This is a genomic window from Pseudoalteromonas sp. S1609 (genome assembly GCF_005887255.1).
Classification (GTDB): domain Bacteria; phylum Pseudomonadota; class Gammaproteobacteria; order Enterobacterales; family Alteromonadaceae; genus Pseudoalteromonas.
On record NZ_PNDJ01000013.1, the window covers coordinates 147875 to 164397 of the forward strand.

Annotated in this window: 19 protein-coding genes; 17 read left to right on the top strand and 2 right to left on the bottom strand. The window is 38.9% G+C overall.

What is annotated here, in order from left to right:
- Nucleotides 1-23: 23 nt before the first annotated feature.
- The 14 genes from CWB76_RS04830 to CWB76_RS04900 all read left to right on the top strand — a co-directional run bounded on the left by CWB76_RS04830 (nt 24) and on the right by CWB76_RS04900 (nt 13642).
- On the top strand, nt 24-314 hold the full coding sequence (locus CWB76_RS04830) for a PAAR domain-containing protein (RefSeq protein ID WP_010389361.1): 291 nt from the start codon (nt 24-26) through the stop codon (nt 312-314).
- 2 nt (nt 315-316) lie between these two features.
- The gene (locus CWB76_RS04835; RefSeq protein ID WP_138605868.1) at nt 317-1342 is read left to right on the top strand and encodes a hypothetical protein; all 1026 of its coding nucleotides are present in this window, start codon (nt 317-319) and stop codon (nt 1340-1342) included.
- Nucleotides 1339-2184, top strand: a complete 846-nt coding sequence (locus tag CWB76_RS04840; protein WP_138605870.1) for a hypothetical protein — start codon at nt 1339-1341, stop codon at nt 2182-2184. Before CWB76_RS04835 ends, CWB76_RS04840 begins: the two co-directional genes overlap by 4 nt.
- On the top strand, nt 2184-6869 hold the full coding sequence (locus CWB76_RS04845) for an RHS repeat-associated core domain-containing protein (RefSeq protein ID WP_138605872.1): 4686 nt from the start codon (nt 2184-2186) through the stop codon (nt 6867-6869). The genes CWB76_RS04840 and CWB76_RS04845 overlap by 1 nt, the downstream gene beginning before the upstream one ends.
- Nucleotides 6870-6877: 8 nt before the next feature.
- Nucleotides 6878-7348 (top strand): SMI1/KNR4 family protein, encoded by a 471-nt coding sequence (locus CWB76_RS04850; protein ID WP_138605874.1) that lies wholly within the window; start codon nt 6878-6880, stop codon nt 7346-7348.
- A 22-nt stretch (nt 7349-7370) separates the two neighbouring features.
- Nucleotides 7371-7727, top strand: a complete 357-nt coding sequence (locus CWB76_RS04855; RefSeq protein ID WP_138605876.1) for a DUF7919 family protein — start codon at nt 7371-7373, stop codon at nt 7725-7727.
- Nucleotides 7728-8090: 363 nt separating this feature from the next.
- Nucleotides 8091-8864, top strand: coding sequence for a ChaN family lipoprotein (locus CWB76_RS04865; RefSeq protein WP_138605878.1), 774 nt, complete (start codon nt 8091-8093; stop codon nt 8862-8864).
- Nucleotides 8858-9445 (top strand): SEL1-like repeat protein, encoded by a 588-nt coding sequence (locus CWB76_RS04870; RefSeq protein WP_138605880.1) that lies wholly within the window; start codon nt 8858-8860, stop codon nt 9443-9445. Before CWB76_RS04865 ends, CWB76_RS04870 begins: the two co-directional genes overlap by 7 nt.
- Entirely contained in the window at nt 9442-9834 is a 393-nt protein-coding gene (locus tag CWB76_RS04875) for a hypothetical protein (protein ID WP_138605882.1), read from the top strand. The genes CWB76_RS04870 and CWB76_RS04875 overlap by 4 nt, the downstream gene beginning before the upstream one ends.
- A gap of 278 nt (nt 9835-10112) precedes the next feature.
- On the top strand, nt 10113-10379 hold the full coding sequence (locus CWB76_RS04880; protein WP_036955105.1) for a hypothetical protein: 267 nt from the start codon (nt 10113-10115) through the stop codon (nt 10377-10379).
- A gap of 60 nt (nt 10380-10439) precedes the next feature.
- A complete protein-coding gene (locus tag CWB76_RS04885) occupies nt 10440-11225 on the top strand; it encodes a hypothetical protein (RefSeq protein ID WP_138605884.1) in 786 nt (261 codons plus the stop codon).
- A gap of 178 nt (nt 11226-11403) precedes the next feature.
- Nucleotides 11404-11913 (top strand): DUF6795 domain-containing protein, encoded by a 510-nt coding sequence (locus tag CWB76_RS04890; RefSeq protein WP_138605929.1) that lies wholly within the window; start codon nt 11404-11406, stop codon nt 11911-11913.
- Nucleotides 11900-12448 carry a DUF6795 domain-containing protein gene (locus CWB76_RS04895; protein WP_349304268.1) on the top strand — a complete coding sequence of 183 codons (549 nt, stop codon included), beginning with the start codon at nt 11900-11902 and terminating at the stop codon, nt 12446-12448. The genes CWB76_RS04890 and CWB76_RS04895 overlap by 14 nt, the downstream gene beginning before the upstream one ends.
- Before the next feature lie 27 nt (nt 12449-12475).
- Nucleotides 12476-13642, top strand: coding sequence for a lipase family protein (locus CWB76_RS04900; protein ID WP_054201374.1), 1167 nt, complete (start codon nt 12476-12478; stop codon nt 13640-13642).
- Nucleotides 13643-13655: 13 nt separating this feature from the next.
- Here CWB76_RS04900 and soxR read toward each other — a convergent pair whose 3' ends face one another.
- A complete protein-coding gene (gene soxR, locus CWB76_RS04905) occupies nt 13656-14114 on the bottom strand; it encodes a redox-sensitive transcriptional activator SoxR (RefSeq protein WP_010389335.1) in 459 nt (152 codons plus the stop codon).
- A 98-nt stretch (nt 14115-14212) separates the two neighbouring features.
- On the opposite strand from soxR, the gene CWB76_RS04910 reads away from it, so the two are divergent.
- The 3 genes from CWB76_RS04910 to CWB76_RS04920 are packed head-to-tail and all read left to right on the top strand — an operon-like array spanning nt 14213 to nt 15852.
- Nucleotides 14213-14677: a flavodoxin family protein gene (locus tag CWB76_RS04910; RefSeq protein ID WP_138605888.1), complete on the top strand. Its 465-nt coding sequence runs from the start codon at nt 14213-14215 to the stop codon at nt 14675-14677.
- Between the two features lie 51 nt (nt 14678-14728).
- A complete protein-coding gene (locus tag CWB76_RS04915) occupies nt 14729-15253 on the top strand; it encodes a DsrE family protein (protein WP_138605890.1) in 525 nt (174 codons plus the stop codon).
- A complete protein-coding gene (locus tag CWB76_RS04920; protein ID WP_138605892.1) occupies nt 15253-15852 on the top strand; it encodes an SGNH/GDSL hydrolase family protein in 600 nt (199 codons plus the stop codon). The genes CWB76_RS04915 and CWB76_RS04920 overlap by 1 nt, the downstream gene beginning before the upstream one ends.
- Here the strand turns inward: CWB76_RS04920 and CWB76_RS04925 are convergent.
- Nucleotides 15849-16523, bottom strand: coding sequence for a LytR/AlgR family response regulator transcription factor (locus CWB76_RS04925; RefSeq protein ID WP_138605894.1), 675 nt, complete (start codon nt 16521-16523; stop codon nt 15849-15851). The genes CWB76_RS04920 and CWB76_RS04925 overlap by 4 nt on opposite strands.

The following is a 16523-nucleotide window of genomic DNA, read 5'->3' on the forward strand; positions in this document are numbered from 1 at the left end:
CAAAGATACGACAAGGAGTCAAAATGGGTAAACCCGCTGCTACAATTGGTCATATGCATGTATGCCCTAAAGTGACCGCTAAAGTGCCACATGTGGGTGGACCTATAGTTGCCGGCTCTGGCAATGTGTTAATAGGTGGCATGCCCGCGGCGCGTAAAGGCGACATGATAGTGTGTATTGGCCCGCCAGATAGCGTAAAAACAGGCTCGGGGAGCGTTAAAATTAATGGCAAACCCGCGGCCAGAATGGGCGATGATAGTGGCCACGGCGGAAAAATCGTTGTGGGCAACCCAACAGTTTTAATTGGTGGTTAACTTTGCTAGCGACCTATTTAAGTGATCATCAAGCACAATTACTACAAATTAGTAACGCTCAATTGTGCCCGTTTACGTGTGTAGGTCATGTTCGCTATTTAAGAAAAACCCTATTAGAAAGCTGCTGGGTAACCGCAAAAAACAATAATCAAAAAAATAATTTTGAATTGCCCACCACTGAGCAACTAGTCGAAATAATAACTAACACTAAAAACGATGAATTAGTTGCCCAAGCATGTATTGAAGTCATGGCAAACCTGCCACAAAATAAGAATATTATATTTATAAATGAATTGCTTAATCAGCCAGCGCTGAGTGCTTTTTTTAAAATCATTATAAATAAAGTGGTTATTCAACAGCATAGCTTTAATTTAATCCGGCTATTAAATTTAAACACCCTGTTTTTTGCTTACAGTGCTGATGATGAAATTCCCCCGCAAACCCTGGTCACTATAAATCAAATTACCAGCCTTGCGCAGCACCAGGATATACAGATATTAACGGCTATTTTTGATGCATTAAGTGAACAAGCCCATCTATCTCCCTTAATGTCATTATTTTTGTTGTCGTTAAATTTTGAGCAAGTAAACAGCTTAAGTAATCATGCCAGTAATAACTTATCGGTTGATCAAACACTGCATATTTTATTACAAAGCGGTTTTGTAAAACTAATTGTTTTAGCTAATTCTTTATTACAACAGGTAGAGCAACCCGCGTTAATTATTGCGCTAATAAGGCGCATGTTAGGTGATAAACTCGATCAGCTAGTTGAGTACGATATTCAACGACTTGCTTGGCAAGGCGATGAAAGCGCGTTAATAAATTTTCAGCAGCAGTTAAAACATAACTGGCCTAAATATGAAACCGCCATGTCGAGTTTACGATTGATTGCAGGACACCCTCTTGATGAAGTGCCTAATGCCATTTATTTATCGGCCATGGATAGCTATAGCCAAGGGGTGTTTAACTTATATCGCTATTATCAACACCTCGCTGCCAATAAAGCTCAGGACGAGGTGGCATCATGAGTGCATTTTCAATAGAGATGGTATGCTTTTCTGCCCCAAATATTAGCAGCGTAGATGCATTATTATTTGACGATAACAGTGCTGTTTTTAATGAACTGCAATGTCAGTCTTGGGATGCCTGTGTTTACGATTGCATAATTAAATCTAAAGAATTAATGGCAGAAGTCACAGACAGCACATTGCCGATGATCTGGTTACTACCAGCGTTATCATTTCAAGATGAGCTAAAACAGTTATTAACTCAGAGCTTACAACAGTTATACCCCGATCATAGCAATGAGCTGATTTTTCATGGATCAACAGGTGCACACTCTGCTATAGCTTTGGCCGGTGAAAAAAAATGGCAAAAATTTAATGTAATTGCTTTAGATGCAACCTTTAAAGCAAATAAACAGCAGCAGTTTGTATATCAAGGTGTAGGTGGTGCGTTGGCTGTAGTTGAAATGGTGCCTTGCGGGTGGTCGCAGGTAAGCCATGAAATTGCAGCATCTATTGATTTTAGCAAACATAATCAGCTTGCAGGTATGCTTACGCGATTAGCTGAACAAACAGAGAATAAGATAGATCTAATTTTTGCACCAGGAAATGGGGTAGATGATGATAGTTGGCTAAACAATTTACAGCTACTTACTAGCTTAATTGATGAGCACACATATTACGAACTACCCAATTATAAATTAGGGAAAATAGGCGCACTAGAAGGGTTGGTTAATTTGTACCAATTAACCACAAGCCCTGCAATTGTTGAGCATTTTAGTTATGCATTAATGCTCTCACAGGAGCAAGCTAAGCATCAAGGTGCAGCATCATACTTATGGATAAGTGAGGAAGTACACAGCTAATGCAAAGTAATACCGTTGTTTTACAGGGAATAAGTTACCCAATTTGCCTCGTCGCAGGTAAAGGTTCTGCGCCGTCGGGCTTTGTTGCTGTAGCAGCTAACACGCCGGAAAGTGCCAAAAATCAAATTGCACAAGTCGGCAGTGCGCTTACAAGCGATGCAGCTAAACGTTTAGACGTTATTAACTTGCTTAACCTTGCAGGAGTAAGCTGTTCGCGCGGTTCGTCAGCCCGTGAAACCGCGAGTGTATTAACCCAAGCTTTGGTTGCAGATAAAATTAGTTGCTATCACCAAAAAGCTAAGTCGGCTATTCAAGTAAGCGATAACACCAATAGCGGCGCAGCAGGTAAAAAGCTAAATAGTAAGAGCAGTTCAACTGCCTCAGGTAAAAGTGCCTCTCAAGCGCCGGCTAAAAATAGTGGCGGTGCAAGTAATAATACCCCAAGTGAAGAACCTATCACCAAACAAGAGTGCCGCTCTGATCCAGTTTCTATGCTTTCGGGTGAAGAAATCTTGCCGCTTATTGATTTCACCCTAGCAGGCAGCAAACAATTAATTTGGCGACGCCTATACCGCTCATCGCATGCGGATGTATGCAGTGTGATGGGTAATGGTTGGCGACATGATTTTATGGTGCAGTTAACTGAGCACTATTTACCGCCACCTAAAGTGGGCCCAAAACAAAAGGGCACCTACTGGTTAGAATACCAAGATGAGCATGGCGCTAAACACCGCTTTGAAAAAGTAAAACCGGGGCAATCGAGCTATCAGTTAAGCAGTAATTTGGCGTTGCATTACCAAACTAATGGTAAGCAAGTATTGGTAACCCCAGATGATCAGCACCTTACGTTTAAAGCCGGCGAAAACTCATGGCTGCTCGAAAAAGTTATTAATGAAAAAGGCCAAAGTATTGGTTTTTATTACGATGCGAAAGAGCGCTTGCATCGCGTTGAGGTAAATAAAGCGCGTGGCTGTATTTTAAAATATAACCCGCAAGGGTTGCTGGCAAACATTTCGGCTTACCGTACTGGCGATAACAATAAGCCAGTATTACTTACGCCGTTACTTGCGCAATATGATTATGATGAAAACAAAAACCTCGTTCGCGCGACCAATCAGCAAGGTGAAACAGAGCATTATGGCTATAACGCCGCTAACTTATTAACTAAGCGTACTCGTGCCAGTGGTTTTAGCCATCACTTTGAATGGGACAGTTATTCATCAAGTGCTAAATGTATAAAACAGTGGGGCGATAACAACACCTATACATATCAGTTTGAATATAATTTAGACGCTGGTGAAACAACCTGTATAGACTCGCGTGGGCATAAAGAACACTTTGTACATAACGCGCAAGGTAAGTTAGTTAAGCACACCGACCCTAATGGTAATGTGTGGCAATATGGCTATAACGCACAAGGTCAAAAAATAACGGAAATAAAGCCAGATAGCAGTGAAATAAAATACAGTTATACCCCTTATGGCCAGTTAGAATCAATAACGCAGCCAGATGGCAGTGTCACTAAATTTGCTTACAACCAATTGGGTCAGCGTGTATTAACCACCTTGCCTGATGGCCAAACCATTACCCGTAAATACAGCGTGGCGGGTTTGCTGCAAAGTGAAACCTTTGGCGACGGTCGCACCGTACTTTACAGCTATGACAAATTTGGCCAGCTAACCCAACACATAAATAAAGATGGTCAAGTCACTAAATTTGTATGGAACGAGCAAGGCGAGCTTTTAGCCAAGCACCATAACGATGAGCTTATTCGTTATAGCTACGACAGTTTAGGCCGTGTAAATGCCACCATTAATAACGCAGGTTTGTTGACTCAATATAAATACAATGAGCACGGCCAGCTTGCGCAAACTATTGCCTTTGACGAAAAAGACCCTGAAAACAAACAGCATCAACACTTTAGTTACGATGATGCAGGGCGGTTAATTAGCTCGCAAAACAGTAAGGGTGATACCACCGAGCAGCACTTTGAAGGGCTAAGCCAGCCACATTGTGTTATTCAGCCCGATGGCAGTGCACTGCATTTAACTTACGATAAAGAGCGCAACCTAACCGCTATCGAACGTAGCGACGGCCATGTATACCGCATAAGCTATGACGCTAACGAAAACCCAACGCAAGTTACTGGGTTTGATGGTACGTTACAGCAATATAAATACGATGCTTGCAACCGCCTAACCTCGGTTACACAAAGTGATAAACGCCATGTAAAAATAGAGCGTGATAAATTAGGCCGCGTGATTGCGCAGCATGCAAGTTTAGCAACCGATACTCACATCGTTAATAATGCCAATTACTACAACTATAACCTGCAAGGTAAAATTACCCGTGCGCATAATGCACAATCAACCTTAAAGCAGCAGTTTGATAAAGGCGGGCGGTTACTGCGTGCTGAGCAAGTACATAATCAGCAACAAGCGCATACCCTAAAATACAGTTACGATGACTACGGCAGAAGGCAGTCACTGACCTTGCCAGATTCAAGTACGCTTAAATATAGCTACAATAAATTTGGTCAATTGAGTGGCATTCACTTACAGCAAGCCAATAGCACGGCTGTTGAACTTGCAGCGCTTAGCTATGACAGTCAAGGCAATATTCAAACGCAAAAGTTTGGTAATGACGTAACCCTTACCCAACAATTTGATGTATTTAACCGCTTAACGCAGCAACAGTTAACCCATCCTGCGCAAGCACTATTTGATACCTGTACGTACAATTACGACAGCGTAAACCAGCTGATTGCGCGTAAAGAGGAAGGGGTTAGTAGCCATAACATTAATTTTGAGTACAACAGCCTTGGCCAGTTAATTCAGCAAAATCTTGCCAGTGGTGAGAACACAAAAACTACCCAATACCAGTGGGATAGTTTTGGTAACCCAGTTAGCCAATCAAAAATTCAAAATAACGAGTTAGCCAAACAACAAACTACTCAGCACAATGATGATAGCGATGCTAGTTACGCCAGTAATAAGATTGAAAGCAGTCAGTCAGAAAGCACATGTAATGTAATTCATAGTGAATATAACGATTCAAATGCAGCAACCGCAGCCAATGATTTAAGTGATAATGATGATGTTATCACAGGCATCACTGATGCAGACCGTTTAACCCACTTTGGCGACAGCGACTTTCATTATGATGAGTTTGGTAACCAAATACGCGAAACTGGCAAAGGCATAAAAACCCGTCGTGAATACAACGCGTTTAATCAGCTAAGTTGCTTTAATAACAACGGCACGCTTACTCAATACGACTACGACCCACTCGGGCGTCGTATCGGCAAGCACACCGAGCAGGGTAAAATTGACTACATTTGGGATAACGATCAGTTAATCGGCGAATACCAACACGGTGAATATTCCTGGTATATCAACCTGCCAAATCAATTTCACCCAGTAGCGCTGATTAAGCAAGGCGAGGTGTATTACTACCACCTAGACCAACTGAATACCCCACGTTTTGTTACTAATAACAAAGCAGAAGTGGTATGGGAAAACCAAGCTGATGTGTATGGGTATGAAGAGTCAGAGGTAAGCACTACAAATACCTTTACCCAGCCAATTCGTTTTCAGGGGCAATATTTAGACGAGGAAAGTGGCTTACATTATAACCGCTACCGCTACTACAGCCCTAAACAACAGCGCTTTATAAACCAAGATCCGATAGGCTTAGTGGGTGGGATAAACCATTATCAATATGCAACGAATCCGGTTAATTGGGTGGATCCATTTGGGTTAAGTTGTAAGGAAGGAGATGCTAAGAGGGTTGTTTTTGCTGGCCATGGGATTATAGATGAGACTAAATCTGCAATAGTCCCTGTAGGAAGTACTCTAACGGTATATGCATTTAATGGAGCGACAATAACAGATGACCTTGGGCAATTAATAGAAAGTGGCGGGTCCTTAAATAGTAATGTATATAAAAAGGTATATGTTGCTGGTGATGTTATCCCTGGATATGTTTTACTCGATAACCCTGGAGATATAGAGCTTCTTGATAGTTCAGTTCAAGTTTCTAAACCAACAGATATATCAGAACTTTTAGCCGAAAATGTAGGGGATTGCCATTGGGCTGCATGTGCTTCAATATTTGGGCATGAAAATGAAAATGTGATTCACCATACTGAGGGCATTTTCAAAAAAGAATCAAATAAATTTTATCAATTGCAAGAAGACGGAACTTGGGGGGATTTACCTGACGATAATAGTAGTGATTCTAATCGAGGTCCTGTAGATAAAGGTAGCCGAGGAGAAATTTCTCCAGACAAAAAACAAACTAAAAAGTGGAATAAAAAAATTGTCGAAGATAGAGTTGTGTACCAAAGAGGTGACTTGTTCAACCCTAAATATAAAGATAAGTTTGGGAAAACAAATATTGAGCGAATGAAAAAAGGAAATGCACCCATAGGTCATGATGGTGAGGAGGTGAACCTCCATCATCTTACTCAAGATGAGCCTGGCTCTATGGCTGAACTAGGTTCGGTTTTTCATAGCGAAAATGATAGGTTTCTTCATATTTATACAAACCAATATGATAAATCTTATAAAGGATCAGATAACGAACGGCATCGTTATAGTAGTGCTCCACCTCCTATGGATAGAAAACCATTTAATAAATGGAAGAAAAAATATTGGAAAAATCGCGCAAATGATTATGAATAAGGTGATATATGTCTATTGAAAAGATTAATTTAGCAATAAAAATGATGGAAAGTACTGGAGAAGAGATTTTAACTACGGGAGGAGTGACTAGTTCATTGATTCAGCAAGCAGAGCAAAAACTAAAAATAAAATTTACTGAAGACTATAAATACTTTTTAGAAAAATTTGGCTGTTTAAGCTTTGAAGGTGAAGAGTTTTATGGTTTAACTCGTGATGGGCTAAATTCAGACGCAATTCCATGTGTTATTTTTGCTACTGAGTCAGCGAGAATGCGTGGAGATATTTCCCAATCAATGGTTTACGTAAAGTCTTCAGGTTATGGCCCTTTGTTTAGTATAGACTTATCTGGTGCTGATTCTGTTTTTCCTGTAGTGGAAACCAGTTTGTCCTATAAAAGAGATAAAGAAGTAAACATAGTGGCTGAGAGTTTTGGGGACTTTTTTTATAACGAAATTAAAGATGCAATTGAGGATTTATGATTTTATATAACTGGGAGCGATGATGTTTTATAAAAGAAACGATATTCGTGTTGATTTATTACAAATGGTTGAGCACTTTCCAAGTGAAGAAGAGAAAGATGCTTTTTTCGAATGGTTTACGTTAGCTTTAACTAATGTAGAAATTATTAATAAGCTCAGACATGTAGAGGTTTGTCATATCTGTAATGAATTTATGACTTTAAAGTCTACTGGTAAAAAGTTTTCAAGTTATGAATTTAGAATACCTAATGGGGAGTCAGATTTAATTGTTAGCTCTGCAATTTTACATTTTATTTCAGTTCATAATTTAATCCCGAATAAAGTCATTATTAATGCATTAGAGAAAATTAAACCTAGGGTTAATAAAAAAAATATCTGATATTCTTATCTGGTTTCATTGCATTGAAAAGGACCTGATTCTTAAGTTATTACTGCTCTATGAAGCCTATATTGTAAATTAACTTAACACTTCAAGAGGTTGCTTCATTTACGTTAAAAAACAACCTCAGCAAGCAATTTAAAGAAAAATGGGGTGACGAGTATGTAAGTTGTGCAATGTCATTATGGGGTGGAGTTAAGGAATGTTATTCAAAAAGTGAAGAATGTAACTTCACTACACAAGAGCTTTTATTTACAATGAGCTATGAATATGCAGTTGCTCCTTACAGCTCTAGAGAATAATAACGCTATTGAATTTTATAGATGGTGTTTTGAAAATTTAGAGAAAAAACAAGGATAGGTAATGAATAAAATAAACACGGATGTAAATTACAGAACAATGGCGGGCAATGCGCGTTTAGTTATGTTAGGCGAATCGAGCCATAGTGCTGCTGGCTATAAATATGAGGCTATAAAAGCTATTAGGCAGTTAAAGGCTGCGGGTTTTACACATTTTGCTATAGAAATGCTGCCTAGCTCGATGCAGGAAAAAATTGAACTGTATCAACGAACAGGTAAAGGCTTTAACATAATACAGCAATATTTTGATAAATATTGGACACATGGTGATTTTACTCCTCAAGCCTATGGTGAGCTGGTAAAGGCGGCACGCAATGCAGGAATGAAGATAGTTGCATTGGATGTTTCTGTAGAAACGATGGAAGTAATGGATAGTATATGCCCATCGAAAAAAGCCGTGACTGGGGAATGTTTTGATGCGCATACGTTTAGAAACGATCTTTGGGCTTACAATTTAGCTACAATCCTCAAGAGATCTAAGCAGAGTAAAATTGTTGCTTTTATGAGTCGATGGCACGCAGTTAAGAATTTAAAGTATCAAATAGGTATTGATTCTTTAATTAAAGAGCACGGTATTCAAAATGTTCGTTTTATTGATTTTATTGGTGGCTTATCTTGTTACAGCGACAGGCCGTGTAAGGGGATGTCTAGCCAAAAAGAGACCTTGAAAGGACAATACTTCTACAAAGAGGGCTTTCCGTATGAAAGTACGGTTAAATCATTTCAAGTCCACTTACCAGAAAAGCGTATTAATAATGATGGATCATTCCAATGGTAAAAGCACTAGTGACACTTGTGTTAGCAATTAGTTTTTTTGCCTCTATGGATACTAAAGCATCCATGTTTCCGAATATCGATATTAATGATCCGAACTTAACCGTTGAAATTGCAGCTAAGCAATGCGAAAAAAGCTTTATGCATGCACCTAACAAATTAGAAGAATGGTGTGAAAAAGCTTACGAAATGGGTCACTTAGAGTCCTTGTATTATATTGGTATGTATACTGGGGATGGTTCTCGTTATTTGAATGAATTAAATACTCGAATTGAACAAGGTGAAGCTAATGCTATTAACACATTAGCTTGGTTATACCAGAGCGGCCGTTTAGTTAAAAAAGATTTAAGTAAAGCTGCACGCTTATACCAGCTTTATTTAGATCAAGAAAATAATCAAGCAATTACACTTAAAACGTCTACACATTTTGAGTTAGCCACAATTTATAGAAAGTTGGGTATGTGGGATAAAGTAATAACTCATACTCAATATGTAATTAATAATGCAAAAAGAGAGGGTCGTAGGGAGCTTGCACAGAGATGGCGAGATGAGGCCGAAACATCCTTGAAAGAAAGTCATTTGTGAATTCTTCACGCGTATTTAGCTTTTCACTTGGAAGTCATGTGACAAAGTATTTATTAATTAGTGCACTGTTTACTTTTAGCTTAATTAGTAATGCCGGAACTTTATGGCCAGATCTTGATATTAACAACCCAGAGTTGTCTAAAAATACAGTGATGCTTCAATGTCAAAAAAGCTTAATGTATGCGCCTAGACAGCTTGAAAAGTGGTGCGAAAAAGCTTACGACATGGGTGTGTATGGAGCACTGCTTTTTATTGGCCATCATACAGGGGACGGCTCACGTTATGTTAATGAGTTAAAGCGCCGTGTGCTGAAAAATGAAAATTTGGCTATTCGCAGGCTTGCATGGCTTTATGATGGTGGTTTGTTTGTTGAGGAAGATTTAAAGTAAGCCGCACGTTTATATGAGCTTTTTTTAACTCAGGCAGATGAGCCCTATCCAATTCTGTTAAGGTCGATTCATTACGATTTAGCAAAAATCTATACCAAGCTTGAAGATTGGCCAAATGTTATTATTAATGCGCAATATGTGATAGATCAAAAGCTAGACGATGGCTCTGATACTTTAGCTAAAACATTAAAAGAAAATGCCGTAGCAGCAATGAACAATTAAATATCAAATCCAAAAAGGAGCTATAAACGCTAAACTAAAGGCGTTATAGAATTATTATGGAACAACAACACCAACAAACACTAACCAACCTCGTATACGATATTTACGAGGATCCAACTAAAATTGAAGAGCATCAAGAGCTTATTCAACCACTATTGAGCGATTTAGTTGCAACTGCCCCTGTGGGTTTTGAAGGTATGGCGACGATGATCAATACTCACATATCAAACGGGTTTAAGTTTAAAAACCCTAAAATACAAAAATTTGAGCTTGAGTCGGGCTTATTAAAGCTTAAAACCTACCTGCAAAAAATAAACCTTTAATTAGTTTCGTAATTGCCAATACTCTCGGCGCAGTGTGTTGGCTGTAATCAAGGATGATAAATGACTCTTATAAACACCTGCATTTTAATGCTGTTTTTACAGCCATTATTTGTTTATTTAGCACTTTTTAAACAGTCAAAATACAGTGTTAAGCCCAAAAGCTCGTTAGATAATGAAGATTCAATGTTTTTATTTATTGCCCCCGGCTTATCGGTTTTTTACCTTGATCAGTTTTGGGTCGCGCTGCTTTATTTAGGGAGTGTGTGCTTATTGGGTGTATTGCTAGCTAAAATTGTAGAAAGTAAGGCAAACAAGCGATTGACCAGAGACGATTCAATAGGGTTTATGGTCGCCAGTTTTATCTTTTTTGGAATGATAAAGTTAATTATTGTTGCGGTAGCGTATTTTTTTACCGATGACGCTTCGAGCGCGATAATAGAAGATTTAAGCCCAGCTAAAGAGCCCTCATTGACGATTAGCCAAATGTTTAGTGTGGATTATTTGTATAGCCAGTTTAAACCTACGGTTTACTTTTTAGCATTAATGGTAGTGACCTTAGTACTCAAGATTATTGAGTACAAGTTTTCTTTGAAGGAGGCGCTTTCAGGCATACTTATTATGCTAAGTGCTATATTAGTCGGTATTTCCCCATTATTTGGCGAAGCTTATATATTAGGCTTAATTGCTAACTTTTTTATCTTTTTTATAGTGTGCTCTACATGTATTGAAATAGACAAAATAGGGGATGCATCGGGTGGCGCTATTGCTATTTTATATGGCTATATATTAATGATGGGACTTGGGTTTAGCATTATATGTAAGCTGGTTTATGAATTGTTTTTTTAGGGAAAGATTTATTGCTTGTTTTTTGCTCTAAATGCTTGCAGTGCGCTTTGTACCCAATTAGAATAAATTTTAGTTGAAATGGAAATTTCATTAACGCTGATAGTTAAGAGTTTAAAACGTCATTAAATAGCAATACGACACGTGTATTTTGAGTTTAATAGTTTGGAGCTTGTATATTTTGTTATCGCGTTTTAAAGCTTACTTTTTGGTAGTTGTATCTATTACTATTATTTTTACTACAACACAGGCTTGTGCAGATATATTTGGTTTTTTTAATAAGCAAGATTTTGTTTTATCGGCTTCGGTGAAAGGGCAATTGTTAGATAAAGGGCAGCCTGTTGCAAATACTAAGGTTGTACGTGCACTTACTTATGGTGATGAATATAAAGATGAAGTAATAACCGATCATAATGGTTTTTTTACCTTCACAGAAAAATCTATAAAAACGAGTAAGCCTGCAAACATGTTTGATAATGAATCACTGGTTCAACATGTTTATTTAGAAAATGGTACGCCTGAGGGCGTTGTTCTTTGGTACATAACCGTGTCTATGCACGATGGGAGTGATACCCTAAAAAGCTTACTCGCTGACTTAGAGTGTGATATTGCCAAAGACCCACAAACATACGACATACCTATAGAAGAAGAGCCAGAGCACTTCTTTACGATATATGGTGCATACATTTGATTTATTGGAGATTATATTTTTGATGGAGCGGTTTAAGTTGCCATTACTCATTGTAGTTGTGGCTATTCTAATTTTATTTACTACAACACAGGTTTTTGCAAATATGTTTGGTTTTTTTAGTAAGGAAGATTTTGTGTTATCAGCTCCAGTTGAAGGGCGTTTGCTTTTTGATGAGCAGCCTGTTGCTGGTAAAAAGGTATTTCGTAGACTAAATTATGGCGATGAATATATTGATGAAGTAACAACAAGTAGTGATGGTCGTTTTTCTTTCCCTAAAAAAGTTATCAAAACATCAAAGCCATCAAACATGTTCGACAACGAATCTGTTATACAACACATATACACATTAGATGAGAATGCAAAGGAAGTTACTATTTGGGCTGTTAGGCTATTTCCTTATGAGCATAAAGATACGCTAACCAAATACTTAAGTAATTTGGTTTGTGATATCGCAAATGAGCCAGAAACATTTGATATAGCTGCTAAAGATAATAAGCAGCATACATTTGCAGTTTTTACCACCTGCAAGCTCTAACGTTTAAAACCAATAAAAGGATTTAAAATGAATACGTTAACACCTACTCAGGCAGTCCAATTAGCTTCACTTGCTTATGATGCTAAAGAATTAAAAAATACAAAACTATTAAATGGGCTATTGCATGCATCCTTACGAGATCAGTTTGATTTTTCTATCAATAATAGATCCATACAAGGTGTGTCAGGCGGGTTTTTCTCTCATTTATTTGGTTTAAGTACTGGGTTTGGCCTTGTTGCACACGGTAAAAATTCATTTCAAGGTGATTCAGTAATCACTATTCGTGGCACGGCTTCTCTTAGAGATGGCCTAACAGATGCGCACTTTGGTTTAAGCGGTGGCTCTAACGGCAGTATGGTACATGCTGGATTTAATAAAACCTTTTATAGTATGAAACCTGCACTACAAGAGTTCGTTGCTGCAAATATAAGAGATAAAATGACCGGCTGTGTGCATATTGTTGGCCACAGTTTAGGCGGGGCATTGGCTACGCTTTCAGCCGATTGGATAAAAGCAGAGTATTCGTTGCCGGTTAAATTATATACGTTCGGCTCGCCAAGAGTGGGGCTTGATAACTTTTCACGCGCTGCTACCTCACGTATAGATAAAATATACCGTTGTACACACGGTGCTGATCCGGTTACAAAAGTACCTTTGTGGCCATTTTCACATGCGCCCTACAATGGCCAAGAAATTCGCCTTGATAACGGTCAGGGTCTTAAAGGCGCAGCACACAAGTTAAGTGGTACGCCAGGCTATGTTAATACCGCAAACAGTAATGATTGGGGTAATTTAACTGTAAAAGCAAACCACTTTTTAAGCACGCCGGTACGTTTGAAGTTTGAAGACAGAAATCAAGCTTCATTTAGTTCGCATTGGGCAGATAAACTTGGCGCTGCGTTAGTTACCTTATTAAAAGATTCGGGCTACTACAGTGCTGTTGCGGCGCAAGCAGCCATAGGTACAGGTTTAACTTTTTACGATATGCTCGCGCGAACGCTGGATAAAATAGCCAAAGCGTCAGCTTCATTTGCAACACAAACCTTAGGTTTACTCGGGCACATGTTAGTGTTTGCTGGCAAAGTTATTAGTAAAGCCGTAGAGCTGACTTACAGTTTTATTAAATCGGTATTTGATTCAACTCTAGGGGCATTATATCGCGCTGCCCGAGAAGGCTTAAATGGTCTAGATTAAGGTTTTATAAGCCTTAATCTCGCTCTAACAAAATGGCACCACTTTGGGTTTCACCTAAGTGGTCGTCTTTGTTATAAATAGGGCACTTACTCATTGATAAACACCCACAGCCAATACAGCCATCAACCCGTTCACGTAAACGTTGCATATAAGCAATACGCTCATCAAGTTTCTTTTGCCATTGTTTTGAGAGTGCAGACCAGTCTTTTTGTGTTGGTGTACGCTGCTCTGGTAACGTTGCCAGAGTTTGTTTAATTTCTTCGAGCGTGATCCCCATCGCTTGTGCTGCTTTTATAACTGCTACTCGCCTTAGTACATCTGGTTTAAAGCGTCGTTGATTGCCACTGTTTCGCCAACTGCGTATTAGCCCTTTATTTTCGTAAAAGTGCAGTGTAGATACCTTAACGCCACTGCGTTTAGCGACAAACCCAACCGTTAAGTTGGCTTCAGTAAGCTTTTTTTGTACCGCCATCACTTTAATTCCTTTTAAAAATTAAATTATTTCTTATTGACCTGAACTTAACTTGAGGTTTTAAGCTTTGCTCCATCATAAAAAAAGGAGCTAACCCAATGCAAGAAAAATCAGCACACAATATCGCAATCATATATTCAAGTGGACGTAAAAATGGCAATACTACCGCGCAAGTTAATGCCTATAGTAAGCAACAAAGCGGCATTGTTTTTTGCTTAGATGATTATGTTATTTCACCTTATCGCTACGATAAGCAGTATCACAATGATGATTTTTATAATTTGTTTGAAGTGTTACTTCGTTACGAACATTGGGTAATTGCGTCACCTATTTATTGGTATAACACCACGCCAAAAATGAAAGCATTTATAGATAGGATCACAGATTACATGGATGATGAGGCGTTACAACCGAAACTTAGAACTTTACGACAAAAACAGTTTTCACTGCTGTCTAATGCTGCATCTCCCTCTGCGCCGGATGCATTTATCGATATGTTTAAACATACATTCAATTATTTAGGGATGACGTTTATAGCGCACTCACATGTTCAGGCTAGTTAATTGCTTTAAATAGCGTTAGGGTAGGCTAAGCCAACAATAAAATGGAAACTTATGAAAACATCACTTTTAGGTCTTAGCCTTCTTTTAACTAGCTTTAGTAGTTTGGCAGCAGAGCCTGCGCCTGTTATTAAAGACTATGGTTATTTTTATAATGTGCCCGAGCATGTGTCTGATTTAAACCAAGCGCAGTTTAAAGTTGCCTTTGATGTAGGTAAAGGCGCTGAAAAGGGCGTGCAAAATAATCATATTAATTCGTTAGCGCGATTTATTAATATGCATGTGGCTCACGGCGTAAAACCAGAAAATATTCAGCTTGCGCTGGTGGTACACGGTGAAGCCAGCGTTGATGTACTGAAAAACAGTGATTATAAAGCTCGGTTTGAAAAAGATAACAAAACCGAATCTTTAATTAAACAGCTGCTTGCTAATAACACGCAGGTATATGTATGCGGGCAGTCGGCAATGCATATGAAGGTAGCAGCAGATCAGCTTATACCTGGGGTGAAAATGGCGCTTTCAGCGATGACAGCCCACGCCCAGTTACAGCAACAAGGCTATACATTGAATCCGTTTTAATGAATATTCTGTGTTTTGGTGATTCTAATACCTTTGGTATTTCTCCTGTTGATGGCAAACGGCTGAGCGAAATTGAACGCTGGCCTACTTTATTAAAGCAGCAGTTGGGCACCGGCTTTGAAGTGATTGAAGCCGGGGAGCCTAATCGTACTTTAGTCAATAACCCCCCGTTTATGGGAGATAAATCGGGCATTAAATATTTAAAACCGTATCTGGAAGCGCACACTGTTGATGTTGTTATTATTCAACTCGGTACTAATGACTTAAAAGCACGTTTTGCACTGTCTGCTATCGATATTGGCAAAGCGCTTGAGGAGTTAATTTTAGCCATTAAAGCGTTTTATCACGGTAACGCACAGCCAAAAGTAATCATATTGAGCCCGCCCAAGGTTCATGAAGTGGGAAGTTATAAAAGTATTTACGCAGGTGCAGGTATAAAAGCTGAACAATTATCTATTGAATTTAAAGCTGTCTCTGAACGCCAGGCATGTGTGTTTATCGATGGCTTTTCACTTCTTGCTGCTTGTGAAAGTGAGGGGGTTCATTGGCCATCTGAAGAACATAAGCGCCTTGCAAAGCAGCTACTACCCTTTGTTTAAAGTAGTGTGCGAGAGAGTTCTTTATATGATTTGCCAATTTTAACAATAGCCCCTGTGGTTAGTTCAACATTCTCATGATTAACCGCAGTCACTTTGTTTTTATTAATTAAATACGATTTATGAATTTGTATAAATGTATCTGCTAGCTGTTCACTCAGTTGCTTAAGTGTCGCTGTGGCAAGCGTGGTATTCTGCGCTTGATGCAACTTTACATAATTACCGTAAGCTTCAATATATTCAATGGTGTCTAACACGAATTTTCGTTTTTCTCGGTCTACTTTAAGCGTTATACATTGGGGCTGTTGGTCTAAAGGCTGTGCCGCACGTTGACACACTTTGTTGAGAGCTTGCTTTAGCCTCGGCGCTGAAACGGGTTTGAGCAAGTAGTCTGTAACATTTAAATCAAAGCCAGCTAAAGCATACTCTTGATAGGCACTATTGATAATTACTTGCGGCGGGTTAGCAAGTGCTTTTAATAGCTCAAGGCCTGTTAACTCTGGCATATTAATGTCGAGAAACACTAAATCAATGCCCGGCTTGGCAAGCACACATAAGGCATCTTTAGCGCTATAGTATTGACCTACTACATTTATATTGGAGTGTGCAGTTAAATGATGCAGTAGGACTTGGTGCGCTAATGGCTCGTCATCAACAATAATGGCTCTTATCAT